Annotated in this window: 11 protein-coding genes; 6 read left to right on the forward strand and 5 right to left on the reverse strand. The window is 67.4% G+C overall.

Annotation, left to right across the window (positions count from 1 at the left end; translation table 11 throughout):
- Window positions 1–9: 9 nt before the first annotated feature.
- A complete protein-coding gene (locus AC1DYD_RS03380) occupies window positions 10–2,349 on the reverse strand; it encodes an NADP-dependent malic enzyme (RefSeq protein WP_478171328.1) in 2,340 nt (779 codons plus the stop codon).
- Window positions 2,350–2,746: 397 nt separating this feature from the next.
- On the opposite strand from AC1DYD_RS03380, the gene AC1DYD_RS03385 reads away from it, so the two are divergent.
- Genes AC1DYD_RS03385 through AC1DYD_RS03405 form a run of 5 tightly spaced genes read left to right on the forward strand, consistent with a single transcriptional unit; the run spans window position 2,747 to window position 8,623 of the window.
- Window positions 2,747–3,784 carry an SPFH domain-containing protein gene (locus tag AC1DYD_RS03385; RefSeq protein ID WP_478171329.1) on the forward strand — a complete coding sequence of 346 codons (1,038 nt, stop codon included), beginning with the start codon at window positions 2,747–2,749 and terminating at the stop codon, window positions 3,782–3,784.
- Window positions 3,781–5,262, forward strand: a complete 1,482-nt coding sequence (locus AC1DYD_RS03390; RefSeq protein ID WP_478171330.1) for a DUF4178 domain-containing protein — start codon at window positions 3,781–3,783, stop codon at window positions 5,260–5,262. The genes AC1DYD_RS03385 and AC1DYD_RS03390 overlap by 4 nt, the downstream gene beginning before the upstream one ends.
- Window positions 5,263–5,286: 24 nt before the next feature.
- Window positions 5,287–5,505 (forward strand): DUF350 domain-containing protein, encoded by a 219-nt coding sequence (locus AC1DYD_RS03395; RefSeq protein ID WP_478171331.1) that lies wholly within the window; start codon window positions 5,287–5,289, stop codon window positions 5,503–5,505.
- 11 nt (window positions 5,506–5,516) lie between these two features.
- Window positions 5,517–7,046 (forward strand): polyamine aminopropyltransferase, encoded by a 1,530-nt coding sequence (locus tag AC1DYD_RS03400; RefSeq protein ID WP_478171332.1) that lies wholly within the window; start codon window positions 5,517–5,519, stop codon window positions 7,044–7,046.
- A complete protein-coding gene (locus AC1DYD_RS03405) occupies window positions 7,043–8,623 on the forward strand; it encodes an FAD-dependent oxidoreductase (RefSeq protein WP_478171333.1) in 1,581 nt (526 codons plus the stop codon). The genes AC1DYD_RS03400 and AC1DYD_RS03405 overlap by 4 nt, the downstream gene beginning before the upstream one ends.
- Here the strand turns inward: AC1DYD_RS03405 and AC1DYD_RS03410 are convergent.
- Both AC1DYD_RS03410 and AC1DYD_RS03415 read right to left on the reverse strand, forming a co-directional pair.
- Entirely contained in the window at window positions 8,589–9,773 is a 1,185-nt protein-coding gene (locus AC1DYD_RS03410) for an alpha/beta hydrolase family protein (protein WP_478171334.1), read from the reverse strand. The genes AC1DYD_RS03405 and AC1DYD_RS03410 overlap by 35 nt on opposite strands.
- 90 nt (window positions 9,774–9,863) lie before the next feature.
- Entirely contained in the window at window positions 9,864–11,249 is a 1,386-nt protein-coding gene (locus AC1DYD_RS03415; RefSeq protein ID WP_478171335.1) for an aminopeptidase P N-terminal domain-containing protein, read from the reverse strand.
- 189 nt (window positions 11,250–11,438) lie between these two features.
- On the opposite strand from AC1DYD_RS03415, the gene AC1DYD_RS03420 reads away from it, so the two are divergent.
- Entirely contained in the window at window positions 11,439–13,373 is a 1,935-nt protein-coding gene (locus tag AC1DYD_RS03420; protein WP_478171336.1) for a hypothetical protein, read from the forward strand.
- Window positions 13,374–13,411: 38 nt separating this feature from the next.
- On the opposite strand, the gene AC1DYD_RS03425 is transcribed toward AC1DYD_RS03420, so the two are convergent.
- Window positions 13,412–14,119 (reverse strand): nucleotidyltransferase family protein, encoded by a 708-nt coding sequence (locus AC1DYD_RS03425; protein WP_478171439.1) that lies wholly within the window; start codon window positions 14,117–14,119, stop codon window positions 13,412–13,414.
- 14 nt (window positions 14,120–14,133) lie between these two features.
- Window positions 14,134–14,523, reverse strand: a complete 390-nt coding sequence (locus AC1DYD_RS03430) for an S-adenosylmethionine decarboxylase family protein (RefSeq protein WP_478171337.1) — start codon at window positions 14,521–14,523, stop codon at window positions 14,134–14,136.
- Between the last annotated feature and the right edge of the window lie 82 nt (window positions 14,524–14,605).

Genomic DNA, 14,605 nt, shown 5'->3' on the forward strand with positions numbered 1-14,605 from the left:
ATGTCCCGCTTATCGTTCGGCGTTGGCATCCGCGACGGTCAGTGCTGTCATATTCACGATGCGGCGCACGGTCGCGCTGGGCGTGAGAATATGCACAGGTTTGGCCGCACCGAGCAGCACCGGCCCGATCGCGATGTTCCCGCCGGCCGCCGTCTTCAGCAGGTTGTACGAGATGTTGGCCGCGTCGATGTTGGGAAACACCAGCAGGTTGGCATTGCCGGCCAGCGCGCTGTGCGGCATCACGGCCGCCCGCTGCTTGCTGTCGAGCGCCATGTCGCCATGCATCTCGCCGTCGACCTCCAGCCAGGGCGCCTGGACCCGCAGCAGGTCCAGCGTCTGGCGCATCTTGACCGCGCTCGGCTGGTTGCTGCTGCCGAAGTTCGAATGCGACAGCAGCGCGGCCTTGGGCTTGAGGCCGAAGCGCATCATCTCCTCGGCCGCCATGGTCGTGATCTCGGTCAGTTCCTCGGGCGTCGGGTCGTAGTTGACATGCGTGTCGACCAGGAACACCTGGCGATCCGGCAGCAGCAGGCCGTTCATGCAGGCGTAGATCGGCACATCCTGCGGCGTGCTGGGGCAGCCGCCCGGGCGCCGCCCGATCACCTGGTCGATGTAGTGCAGGTGCAGTGCAGTGGTGCCCCAGGTGCCGCAGATCAGGCCGTCGACGTCGCCCTTGTGCAACAGCATGGCGCCGATCAGGGTCAGGCGCCGCCGCATTTCGATCTTGGCGGTCTGCACCGTGGTGCCCTTGCGCTCGGTCATGCGGTGGTAGGTCTGCCAGAAATCGCGGTAGCGGTGGTCCTGCTCGACGTTGACGATGTCGTAGTCGAGTTCTTCCTTGAGACGCAGGCCGAACTTCTCGATCCGCTGCGCGATGATCGCCGGTCGCCCGATCAGGGTCGGCCGCGCGATGCCTTCGTCGACCACGATCTGGGCCGCACGCAGCACGCGTTCTTCCTCGCCTTCGCTGTAGGCCACGCGCTTCTTCGGCGCCCGCTTGGCGGCGTCGAAGATCGGCTTCATCATCGTGCCCGAGGTGTAGACGAAGGTCTGCAGCTTGTCGCGGTAGGCGTCGAGGTCGGTGATCGGGCGCAGCGCGACGCCGCTCTCGGCCGCGGCCTTGGCGACCGCGGGCGCGATCTTCATCATGAGCCGGGGGTCGAAGGGCTTCGGGATCAGGTACTCGGGGCCGAAGCTCAGCTTCTCCCCGACGTAGGCGGCCGCCACGCGCTCGCTCTGTTCCGCCTGCGCCAGGTCGGCGATCGCGTGCACCGCCGCCACTTCCATTTCATCGGTGATGGTCGTCGCGCCGCAATCGAGCGCGCCGCGGAAGATGTAGGGGAAGCACAGGACGTTGTTGACCTGGTTCGGGTAGTCGGTGCGGCCGGTCGCCATGACGACGTCGTCGCGCACCGCATGCGCGTCTTCCGGCGAGATCTCGGGGCTCGGGTTGGCCAGCGCGAAGATCACCGGCTTGGCCGCCATCTTGGCGACCATCGCGGGCTTCAGCACGCCGCCGGCCGACAGGCCGAGGAACACGTCGGCGCCCTCGATGATGTCGTTCAGGGTGCGCGCATCGGTCTTCTGCATGTACTGGCGCTTGTCGTCGTCCATCAGCTCGGTGCGGCCTTCGTAGACCACGCCCGCGAGGTCGGTCACATAGACGTTCTCGCGCTTCAGGCCGACCTTGAGCAGCAGGTTCAGGCAGGCCAGCGCAGCGGCGCCCGCGCCGGAGGTCACGAGCTTGACCTGGCCGATGTCCTTGCCGACCACCTTCAGGCCGTTGAGCATCGCGGCCGCCACGGTGATCGCGGTGCCGTGCTGGTCGTCGTGGAAGACCGGGATCTTCATGCGCTTGCGCAGCTCGCGTTCGACGTAGAAGCAGTCGGGCGCCTTGATGTCCTCGAGGTTGATGGCGCCGAAGGTCGGCTCCAGCGCGGCGATCACTTCGACCAGCTTGGCCGGGTCCTTCTCGTCGATCTCGATGTCGAAGACGTCGACGCCGGCGAACTTCTTGAACAGCACGCCCTTGCCTTCCATCACCGGCTTGGAAGCCAGTGGCCCGATGTCGCCCAGGCCCAGCACCGCGGTGCCGTTGGTGATGACGCCGACCAGGTTGCCGCGCGCCGTGTACTTGAAGGCGTTGACCGGGTCCTTGACGATCTCTTCGCAGGGCGCCGCCACGCCGGGCGAGTAGGCAAGGGCGAGGTCGCGCTGGTTGACCATCTGCTTGGTGGCCGCGATCGAGATCTTGCCCGGCACCGGATGCTCGTGGTACTCGAGCGCGGCGCGGCGCAGTTCGGCGCGCTTGTCTTCGGGCGTGGGGATCTGCGAAGTCGAATCGGACATGGGGCCGTGCCTCCTAGGGCGCTTCTTGTAAAGGGCGCCGATTGTAGACCTCGTTCGGACCGCCCGCGGGGCGCGAGGCGCCGACCCGGATGGCTGGGTGGAAAGTGGCTGTTCCTATCTTTTCTTCTTAGTCTTCTTATTTAGATTAGTAGTAGTAGTAAGGGCCGCCCTGTTCTGTGGACAGGGCTCATTTCTCCTTTTGCGACAAGGGTTTGCCGCAGCCCGGCGGCTGTGTGCAGCCGCGCTTCGCTGCTGTCGCGGCGAGGCGAACAACTTCGGACGAGGCCGCCTGCCTGTGGACAAGTGGCGTGTTGTGCCGGAACTGTCCCCAGGGTTGTCCTTCGGGCGCTGTGGCAATATCACCGCCACGGAAAACCCCCGTGAACGAGGAGCGACCATGGCGCTGATGGATTTCATCAAGAAGCAGTTCATCGACATCATTCAGTGGACCGAGACCGGCGACGGCACGCTGGCCTGGCGCTTCCCGATGGCGGAGATGGAAATTCAGAACGGCGCGTCGCTCACGGTGCGCGAGTCGCAGGTCGCGGTGTTCGTCAACGAGGGCCAGGTGGCCGACGTCTTCGGCCCGGGCATGTACAAGCTGACGACGCAGACGCTGCCGGTCCTGACCTACCTCAAGAACTGGGACAAGCTCTTCGAGTCGCCTTTCAAGAGCGACGTCTACTTCTTCAGCACCCGCCAGCAGGTCGACCAGAAATGGGGCACGCCGCAGCCGATCACGGTGCGCGACAAGGACTTCGGCGCGGTGCGGCTGCGCGCCTTCGGCAACTTCAGCTTCCGCATCGGCGATGCCAAGCTGTTCCATACCCAGATCTCGGGCACGCGCGAGCTCTACACGGTGGCCGACCTCGACGGCCAGTTGCGCGGCCTGCTGCTGCAGAACATCAGCAACGCGATCGCCGCCAGCGGCGTGCCCTTCCTCGACCTTGCGGCCAACCAGATCCAGTTCGCCGAAGCGCTGGCGAAGCAGTTGACGCCCGAGTTCGCCAAGATCGGGATCCAGCTCGAGAACATCACGGTCCAGAACGTCTCGCTGCCTGAAGAGCTGCAGAAGGTCCTCGATCAGAAGATCGGCATGGGCATGGTCGGCAACGACATGGGCAAGTTCATGCAGTACCAGACCGCGCAGGCGATCCCCAAGTTCGCCGAGGGCGCGGGCGGTGGCGGCGGCATCGCCGGCGACGCGATGGGACTCGGGGCCGGCGTTGCGCTGGGCCAGGTGCTGGCGCAGAACCTGGCCCAGGGCTTGCAGGCGCAGCCCGCGGCGGCGCAGGCCGAACCGGCGGCCGCGGGGGTCAATCCGGCCGATGTGATGACCACGCTCGAGAAGCTCGGTGAGCTCAAGGCCAAGGGCATCCTCACGCAGGAAGAATTCGACGCCAAGAAGGCGGAGCTGCTCAAAAAGCTCGTGTGACGGACAGCGGCAGCCAGCGCTTCTACCGCGCGCCCTGCCCCGGTTGCGGCGCGCCGGTCGAGTTCCGATCGGCGCAGTCGACGCACGCGGTCTGCCCCTACTGCCGGAGCACCGTGGTGCGCCAGGGCGAGACGCTGGCGCGCACCGGAAAGATGGCGGAGTTGTTCGACGACTTCAGCCCGCTGCAGTTGTTCGCCGCCGGCCGCATCGAGGGCCAGCCGTTCACGTTGGTCGGCAGGCTCCAGTACCGCTATGCCGGCGGCCACTGGACCGAATGGATCGCCGCCTTCGACGGCGAGCGCAGCGGCATCCTGAGCGAGGACAACGGCGCCTTCGTCTTCGCCTCGCCCCTCGAGCTGCAGCGCGCGGCACCGCCGGCGGTCGAACTGCGCGTCGGCGGCAGCACCGCCTTTGACGGCCAGAACTACACCGTGGCTTCGAACGAGCAGGTGGCGCTGGTCTCGGCCCAGGGCGAACTGCCGCGGCTGCCCGAGCTCGGCCGTCCGTTCGCGGTGGTCGAACTGCGCAACGAGCAGGGCCAGGTGCTGAGCCTCGCGTACGACACCGATCCGCCGGGCAGCTACCTGGGCCGCTCGGTACAGCTCGAGGACCTGCAGCTCATCGGCCTGCGCAACGAGTCGGCCAGGGAGGAAAAGGGCCGCAGCTTCAACTGCCCGAACTGCGGTTCGCCGGTGACGGTCAACCTGGCCGAGAGCAAGAGCATCACCTGTGCGTCGTGCAACAGCATCATCGACCTGTCGCAGGGCATCGGCGGCGAACTTCGGCATGCGGCCCAGCACGAGCCGGTGCAGCCCCTGATCGCGCTCGGCAGCATCGGCCAGCTGCAGGGCGCGGACTGGCAGGTGGTCGGATTCCAGCACCGCATGGGCGTGGCGCCCGGCGACGACGAGCACTTCGGCTGGAGCGAATACCTGCTCTACAACAAGAAGCGCGGCTTCAGTTTCCTGGTCGATGCCGAGGACGGCTGGAGCCTGGTCAAGCCGACCACCGGTGCGCCCCGGATGGCGGAGAGCGGCGCCCGGGCCACCTACCTCGGCAAGGTCTACCAGCAGCAGTACGCCTACAACGCCGAGACCAGCTATGTCGCGGGCGAGTTCTACTGGCAGGTCGAGCGCGGCCAGAAGACCTTCAACCGGGACTTCGCCAGCGGCAGCGCGCTGCTGTCGATGGAGCGCTCGGCGAACGAGCTGACCTGGTCGTCCGGCAGCCGGCTCGACAGCGCCGCGGTCGCGGCGGCCTTCAAGCTCGATCGCAGGAAGGACATGTTCAAGCGCAGCGACGCGCTGCCGGTGAGCGCGGCCTCCCGCCTCGGCTGCGGCACCATCGTGCTGATCGTGGTGGTGATCATCGTGCTGCTGATCATCCTGAGCACCTGCAGCGGCGGGAGCGGCTCCGGCGGCTCGCGCAGCGCGGGCGGTTCGTACGGCGGCTATTCGAGTGGCGGAAGCCACAAGTGACGTTTTTTTTCGGAGGTTCTCATCATGGGAATTGAATGGTTGAAGCCGGCCGTGATCCTCGGATCGCTGATCTACGCGGTGATCGGCCTGGCGGTCTTCTGGCTGGCCTTCCTGATCGTCGACAAGCTCACGCCCTATGACCTGTGGCAGGAGATCGTCGAGAAGCAGAACGTGGCATTGGGGCTCGTGGTTGCCGCGATGAGCCTCGGCATCTGCATCATCATCGCCGCGGCCATCCATTGAAGGGGGCGGCCTTGTCCGCGCTTCCCGCCCTGCGCAGCGGCCCGCAGCCGGTCGAGATCGCGCTGCTCGCCAGCGTCTTCGTGGTCGCGGCCTGCGGGCTGGTGTACGAGCTCAGCGCGGCGGCCCTGAGCTCGTACCTGCTGGGCGACTCGGTGCTGCAGTTCAGCACCATCATCGGCACCTACCTGTTCGCGATGGGCGTGGGCTCCTGGCTGTCGCGCTACTTCGAGCGCCAGCTGCCGGCGCACTTCCTGCGCATCGAGCTCTTGGTGGCGCTGGTCGGCGGCGCGCTGCCGGCGCTGCTGTTCATCGCCAACGCCTACGCCCCCGGCGCCTTCCGGCTGCTGCTCTACGGTCTGGTGCTGGTGGTCGGCACGCTGGTCGGGCTCGAGATCCCGCTGGTCATGCGGATCCTGCGGCGCAACGTCGCCCTGAAGGACCTGGTGTCGCAGGTGCTGACCTTCGACTACCTCGGGGCCCTGGCGGTGTCGATCGCCTTTCCGCTGCTGCTGGTGCCGCAACTGGGGATGATCCGCACCGGTCTGCTGTTCGGCTTCATGAATGCGGTGGTGGCGGTCTGGGCACTGTGGCTGTTCCGGCACGAACTGCGCCGTGTCGGCGCGCATGCACTGGCTTGCGCGCTGGCGCTGGGCGCGCTGCTGGCGGCCTTCGTTCTCGCCGATCGCATCACGACCCTGACCGAGGACAAGTTCTACCAGGACCGGATCGTCTTCAGCGCCAGTTCGCCCTACCAGCGCATCGTGGTCACGCGCGGCGCCGCCGGGCACCGGCTGTTCCTCAACGGCAACCTGCAGTTCGCCGAGCGCGACGAGTACCGCTACCACGAGGCGCTGGTGCATCCCGTGATGGCCGCCCACGGCGCACCGCGCAAGGTGGCGGTGCTGGGCGGCGGCGACGGCATGGCGGTGCGCGAGATCCTCAAGTACCCGTCGGTCGAGCACGTGACGTTGGTCGAACTCGATCCGAACATGACCCGGCTGTTCCGCGAGCACCAGACGCTGGCCGCCCTGAACGACCATTCGCTGAGTTCTCCGAAGCTGACGATCGTCAACACCGACGCCTTCCAGTGGCTGCAGCAACCAGGCGAGGTTTTCGATGTCATCGTGGTCGACTTTCCCGATCCGACCAACTTCGCGATCGGCAAGCTCTACACCAGCTCGTTCTATGCGCTGCTCGACCAGCGGCTGGCGGCGAGCGGCTACGCGGTCATCCAGACCACCTCGCCGCTGGTGGCGCGCAAGAGCTTCTGGACCGTGGCGACGACCATCGAGTCGGTCGGTCTCACGGCGACGCCCTATCACGCGCACGTGCCGAGCTTCGGCGAGTGGGGCTACATCGTCGCCAGCCGCCGGCCGTTCCGGATGCCCGAGGCACTGCCGGAAGGATTGCGCTTCCTGTCGGTGCCAACGCTGCCGCTGCTGTTCGACTTCCCGCGCGACATGGCGCGGGTGCCGGCCGAGGTGAACCGGCTGTCGAACCAGACGCTGGTGAGCACCTACGAGCACGAGTGGGGGCGATGAAGCGGCGTGCGTTCCTGGGCATGCCGGCCGCCGCCGCTGCGGCCCTGGCGGGTTGCGAAGCGCGGCACGATCTCCAAGGCGGCTTCACGGGGATCGACGTGGCACGAGGCCATGCATGGCGCGATGGCACGCTGTCGGCCGGCGCGGCCCCCGACGCCGCGCGGCGCACCCGCGTCGTGATCGCCGGCGGCGGCGTGGCCGGCCTGGCGGCGGCGCGGGCGCTGCGCCTGTCCGGCGTCGACGATTTCGTCCTGCTCGAGCTCGAGGACCAGGCCGGCGGCAACAGCCGCGGCGGCGCCGTGCAGGGCATTGCCTGTCCGCTCGGCGCGCACTACCTGCCGCTGCCTGGCGACGTCGCGCACGAGGTGCAGGACCTGCTCGAGGAACTGGGCCTGCGCCGTCGGGTGGCCGGCCGATGGCAGTACGACGAGCGGCATCTCTGCCACAGCCCGCAGGAGCGCCTGTTCTTTCAAGGAAGCTGGCAGGAGGGCTTGCTGCCGGTGCAGGGCGTGGGGGCCGCCACGCTGGCCCAGTACCGGCGCTTTTCGCGGCGCGTGGACGATCTGCGGCGCCAAGCGCGGTTCTCGATTCCGACGCTGCGCACCGTGCCGGCGCCGGCCCTGCTGGAACTGGATGCGCTGCCCTTCGAAGCCTGGCTTGGGCGCGAGGGCTTCAGCGATCCGCATCTGCGCTGGTATTTGGACTACTGCTGCCGCGACGACTACGGCGCCGGCTTGGCCCATGTCTCCGCCTGGGCCGGCATCCACTATTTCGCCAGTCGGCACGGCTTCCACGCGCCCGGCGAGGACGACGGCGAGCGCGAGGCGGTACTGACCTGGCCGGAAGGCAACGCCTGGCTGACCCGGCGGCTCGCGCAGCCGCTCGGCGATCGGCTCCGGACCGGCCACGCCGTGACGCGCATCGCGCAGACGCGCAGCGGCGTCGAGGTAGATGTGGTCGATGTCGCCAGCGGATCGCGGCTGCGCTGGCAGGCAGAGCGGTGCATCGTCGCGCTGCCGGTCTTCATTGCCGTCCGCGTGGTGGAGGGCCCGCCCGAACAGCTGCGCCTGGCCGCCGCATCGCTGCGCTATGCCCCCTGGCTGGTCGCCAACGTGCATCTGAGCGCCGCGCTGGCCGACCGGCCGGGCGCGGCGCCGTCGTGGGACAACGTGATCCACGGCAGCCGCGGCCTGGGCTATGTCGATGCGCGGCACCAGTCCCTGGACCCGACGCCGCGCGCCACGGTGCTGACCTGGTATCGCCCGCTCGGCCCCAGCGGCTGGGACGGGCCGGACGGCCGCCGCCAGCTGCTGGAGAGGTCGTGGGCCGGTTGGCGAGACGAGTTGCTGGCCGAGTTGTCGCAACCCCACCCCGAGCTCGGCGAACTCGCGACGCGGATCGACATCACGCGCCACGGGCATGCGATGGCGATCCCGGCCCCCGGCCTGCTGGCGACGCTGGGGGCGAAGGATCGGGTGGCTGCCGGGCGCCTGGCCTTCGCGCACGGCGACTGGTCCGGCTATTCGATCTTCGAGGAGGCCTTCACTCGCGGGCACCTGGCGGGGAAGACGGTTTGAGATGGCGGTCGATGAAGTCCATCGCCGCCTCGCCATCGAAGTCGTGCCGGCCGACGAACTCCCTGAACTCGAAGCGGTCGGCGACGCCCAGGCGCTCATAGACGCGACCGACCTCCGGCGCTGCCCGGCGCGCACCTGCGATCGGGAACAGCTGGTCCTGGTTGCCGGCCTCGATCAGCAGCGGCCTCGGCGCCACCAGTGCCGCGACCGACGGGTCGCGCCACAGCGTCAGCGAGTCGGGGAATCGCCAGTCGAGGAAGCCGGTCGGTTCGGACGAGTCCAGCACCGCTTCGCGGTCATTGAAATAGGCGGCAACGACTGCGACGCGGATGCGCGGGTCGAGTGCGGTCGTATAGAGGGTGTAGAAGCCGCCATAGGAATGGCCCATCATGGCAACGCGTCCGGCATCGATGTCGGGACGCTTCAGCAGCACGTCAAGGACCTTGACCGTCTTCGCGATCTCGATGGCCGGCACTGAAGTGCCGGCCTCCCAGGCCCTGGCCGTAAGCCGGTCCCGGAAGTCGCTGCCGTTCTTGTCGTAGTGGACATAGACCGGCAGCCAGACCGCGTAGCCGTGCTTCAAGGCGTCCCAGGCGAGATCGCGGCGCGACTTCACCAGGCCCGGCAACTTGCCATCCGCGGTTTCGGAGGGCATCCCGCCGCGGCCATGCGCGGAGATGACCAGCGGCAACTTCTGCTGTGCGTCCGCGCTCTTGGGCCGCAGGTACAGGCCGGTCGCGTAGACGCCGGGCAGGACCGGAATCTTCAGTTCGCGGTAGCTTGCGAACGCGTCTTCGCCGATGACGGTTTCAACCACGGCTTCGGTGCTCGGCGTCTCGAAGCCTGGCGGCGGATAGCGCAGGCTCTGGCGCAGGCGCGCGCGCGAGGCTTCGGGTGCAGCGGCGACCGCCAGCGCGTCGGGCGCCGCGCTGCGCAGGGCGCGAAGATAGCCCGCAATCTCTTCCCCCTGCCCCAGGCTCCGGCCGACCACGGCGTCGCGCGACGGCCGCAGAGTCGGCGCCCCGATGCGCGTGCCGGCCATGTCCCAGAGCCGGCCCGCCGCGATCCAGGCGAAGTCGTAGATCGGGCGCGCGACATAGGACCAGGCCAGCAGAACCAGGATGAGGGGAATCCAGAAACGTTTTCGCATGGGACCCAAATAAGCAAAAAGACTTCTTAAGGGAACAAATGTAAGTGTGGGTTCCCGGTCTTTCGCGCGGCGGGCCCCATGCGGCCGGCGCTAAGCGCGCATCAATGCTTCGATTTCGTCCGCATCGACCGGCACCCCGCGCGAAATCAGCTCGCATCCGCTCTCTGTGACGATCGCGTCATCCTCGATCCGGATGCCGATGTTGTGGAACTGTTCCGGCACGCCCTCCGCCGGCCGTACGTAGAGGCCGGGCTCGATCGTCAGCACCATTCCCGGATGCAGGATGCGGCTGGGCCGGTTCTGGATGAGTTCGTTGGACAGCGGGTCCCTGCGCTCGCTCATTTCGCCGACCTGCGTCGGTTCGATGTAGCTGCCGCAGTCGTGCACGTCCATGCCCAGCCAGTGCCCGGTCCGGTGCATGTAGAAAGGGAAATAGGCGCGCTTCTCGATCACGTCGTCGACGCTGCCGACCTTGTCGGCGGTCAACAGGCCGAGGTCGAGCATGCCTTGCGACAACACCCGCACGGTGGCGTCGTGGGGGTCGGTGAAGCGCTGCCCGGCGCGTGTGACGGCCACGGCGGCGTCCTGGCTGGCCAGGACGAGGTCGTAGAGGGCGCGCTGCGGTCCGCTGAATTTGCCGTTGGCCGGGAAAGTGCGGGTGATGTCGCTGGCATAGCCGTCGAGCTCGCAGCCGGCGTCGATCAGCACCAGTTCGCCGTCGCGCACCGGCGCGGCGTCCGCGCGATAGTGCAGCACGCAGGCGTTGGCGCCCGCCGCGACGATCGAACCGTAGGCCGGGTACTGCGAGCCGCCGAGGCGGAACTCGTGCAGCAGCTCGGCATCGAGGTGGTACTCGCGCACCTCCCGGCCCTCACGCAGCATGCGGGCCGACATCTGCATCGCGCGTATGTGGGCCTTGGCGCTGATCCGGGCCGCGCGGCGCATCACGTCCTGTTCGTGGGCGTCCTTCACCAGCCGCATCTCATCGAGCGGGCCGCAGAGGTCGCGCTGTTCCTCGGGGCACAGGGCACCGTATCGCACCCGCGCCCGGACCGCCGACAGCCAGCCGTCGATCCGCGTCTCCAGCCCTTTGTGGGTCGCGAACGGATACCAGACCACGCGCTTGTTCTCCAGCAGGCGCGGCAGCCGGGCATCGAGCTCGTCAATCGAATGGGCCTCGTCCACCCCGAGCGACGCCGGGGCCGCTTCCGGGCCCAGCCGAAAGCCGTCCCAGATCTCGCGCTCCAGGTCCTTGGGCGCGCAGAAGAGCGTGGAACGGCCGTCCCCGGACAGCACCAGCCAGGCGTTCGGCTCGGTGAACCCGGTCAGGTAATAGAAGTAGCTGTCGTGCCGGTACAGGAAGTCGCTGTCGCGGTTGCGCTGGCGCTCCGGCGAGGTCGGAATGATGGCGATGCCGTCGGCACCTATATAAGTAGAAAGAGCTAACCGACGCGAGGCTTGATGATTTGTGGTCATAACGTCACTATTCAATACCTTTGTAAGTTCAACCAAAGGGAGACAAAAAACATGAAGAAAGCATTTGCAAGAAGGGTTGCCGCGTAGGAGCTCTCCCACGTAAAAACCCACAACTTGTTATTTTGGAGGTGTTTTTTGTTGAATGTTTCATATAAATGCTCGGTTCTTTTGCTTGTTGCAGCGAGCGCCTTGTCCGCCTGCGGCGGCGGCGGCGGAGGAGGAGGAGGGAGCAGCAGCCTGGCCGGCCTGGGCACAGCGGCCGATGGGACCTCCGCGGGAACCGGCACGGTCAGCCAGGCGACGACGCCCTCGAGCAGCACGTCCGCCGGCACCACGACGGCGCCGGCTGTCGTTGGCGATGTGGTCGACGACTCGGGCAAGGTATCGATTCCGGACTACCGCACGATTGCATCCCAGATGAACCAGGCCGCGGGCATCGCCTATCGCTACGGAACGGGCACGGCAACCGCTGGCACCTCGACGACCTACCCGGCAGCGGCGAACAACGCGTACCCCGCCACTGCGCGCTTCACCAACATGACATGGCAGTTGGGTGCCTACGACAGCAACAACGAGGGCGATTACTCGACCACCATGGGGCAGGTGGCGTGGCTGCCGGACAGCCCGACCCAGTACCTGGGCGTGAAGACGCTGGAGTTCCTGGCGCAGCGCAGCAACACCTTCTCGGAAGCASCCCAGACCAGCTGGGTGTTTGGCGACAGCGAGGATCTGAACACCAAGACCTACTACAAGCCGATGATCCCGGCGGGTGTCCAGACGAATCCGGTGGCCATGGGCCGCTGCTATGCCCGCCTGACCTGGTGCGTGCAATCGGTCATGGCCTTCCAGAGCGGCCTGATCGGCACCTCCGGCAGCAACACGGCCAACAACCACACCACCGCGCAGCTCGACGCCGGCAAGGTGCCGACCGCAGTGGCGGTCACCAATGGCGGCGAGTTCGCCCTCATCACGGTGTGGGACACGGTCAACCTCAAGGGCCAGATCGCCGTGGTCGCCCTGGCCGGCGGCTGCCAGGGATGCGGTGGCGGCTCGTACTGGGGAGAGTGGACCTCGATCGTGCCGGGCCTGCCGAACCTGAACAACATCGCGTTCATGAAGGTCRTCGGCTAYGTSGATCTGCCGGRCATGRTCRCKCCGACCGAGATCTCGGTCACCACCGGTCTGGACAACGAGACCCTGCAGCGCGTCTACCTGCCGGGGAGCTGCGGCAGCAACTTCGTYAACCACGAGCAATTGCCGCTCAACGTGGCGGCCAATCGCGCCACCTTCACGGCCAGCGGCTGCAACTACGGCTCCCTCGCCCATGGCGGAGTTGCGGTGGTGGTGTCGAAGTCGGAGCAGAAGGTCTCGTTCGTCAACCTGAAGCCGCTGTTCGACTACTACCAGTCGATGTACTTCGGAACCGATGCCGATTACGCCAAGACCACCACGGTGGGCCARGCGGCCAACCAGTGGCCGTTCACCTTCGACCAGGCGTCGACACAGAAGCCGACTGTCATCAAGACGGTCGACCTCGGCAAGCGACCGACCGCGGTGAAGGCAAGCCTGTACTCGACGCAGCGTGCCTGGATCGCGACCGAAGACGGCAGCCTGCAGATCTACAGCCTCGGCAACTACGCCTTCAACGGCTCTGCGGTTCCGACCGACATCGCGCTCAAGGGCTCGGTCGCGATCGGCAAGAACCCGACGGCGCTGGCCTATGTGAAGCACGATCCCGCGGAGCGCACCGATATCGGTACGTTGAACAACAACGTGCTGGTGGTGTCGCGCGGCGACAAGAAGCTCCAGTGGGTGCACTTCAACGCGGACAACAACAGCGGCTCGATCCGTCGCGAGTTGCAGGATTCGCGGCTCAAGGACCCGGTGTGGGCTGAGGATGCCGACAACCATGGCACCGAAGCCTACGTCCTGACGGTGGCGGACTATGAGGGCAAGCAGGCGTTGAACTACCGCTATGGCCCGGTCATCTTCCAGACCAACACGACCTCGGGCAGCGCCTGTCAGCCGCCGAACGGCTGCGGCATGTCCCAGGCTTTCGAGTTCGGCGGTGCGTTTGCGTTGCCCGGCAAGGCCTACCAGGTGACGGGCGCGAACGTGCCATGACCTGACGCAGTTCGCAGCTCGATCCACGACGGCCCGCTTCAAGCGGGCCGTTCTTCGTTCAGCTCCGCCAAGCGCTGCGGCGTGCCGACGTCGGTCCACCGTCCGGCGTAAAGCGCGGCTGCGATTCGGCCCTCGTGCATCGCGGCCCGAAGCAGGGGTGCCAGCGGCGCCTTGAGGCCTGTCGGATTGCCGGGCGGGATGTTGCAATAAGGGGCCGCGAACAGCGCCGCGCGATAGAGGCCGATGGTGGAAAAGGTGTAGCGGACGCCGCCGCTGTCCTGCGGGCTCGCCCGCCCTTCGGAGTCGAGCCCGAAATCCCCCCGGGGGTTGTGGGGCGGGTTCGGCACCAGCCACAGGTGCGCGAGCAGCCCCCCGGCCGCGAAGCGGTCGACCGCCTGCTGCGTGAAGGCGAAATCCGGCGCGAACACATCGCCCGCCACCACCCAGAACATCTCGCCCAGCGTCGGCAGCGCGCGCACGATGCCGCCCGCGGTCTCGAGCGCGCCGCCGAAATCGCGGCCCTCGTGCGAATAGCGGAGCGTGGACGCGCCATGGCGGGCGCCGAAGCGGGCCTCGATCTGCTCGCCCAGCCAGGCCGTGTTGACGACCACATCGGTGAAGCCGCCCGCCGCGAGCGCCTCGAGCGGCCATTGCATCAGCGGCTTGCCGCGCACCTCGAGCAGCGGCTTGGGCGTGCGGTCGGTCAGCGGCCGCATGCGTTCGCCGCGGCCGGCGGCCAGGATCATCGCCTTGATGCCGCTCATGCGGAAACCGCCCCGATCTCGCCGCGCTGCAGGCGGTGCCGCTGTGCCTGGCCGGCCACGAACAGATCTTCGAGCGCTTCCATCAACATCTCCGCCCTGGCGGAGTGATCGGCGCCGAAGTTGCAGACATAGACATCGATCGTCACGCCGCGCTGCTCCGGCCAGGTGTGGACGCACAGGTGCGATTCGGCCAGCAGGACGGCGGCCGTGACGCCGCCGGCACCCTCCGGCGTCGCCGGGAAGGCATGGAACAGCTGGCCGACGACCTGCAATCCGGCGGCTTCGGCGCGCGCCACGCAGGCGGCGCCGAGGGTATCGGCCTCGACCAGCCAGCGCCCGTCGCAGCGGCAGTCGAGAAGGTCGGCGGTGAGGTGGAGGCCCTGCATGGAGCGGCACTCTAGCAGCCCCTCCCGGCTTCCCGCCAGGGCCCTTCCACCCCGCCCGTTAAAATACCGGGTTCCCCCCTAA

This window comes from Variovorax sp. P4_B11, from assembly GCF_056402355.1.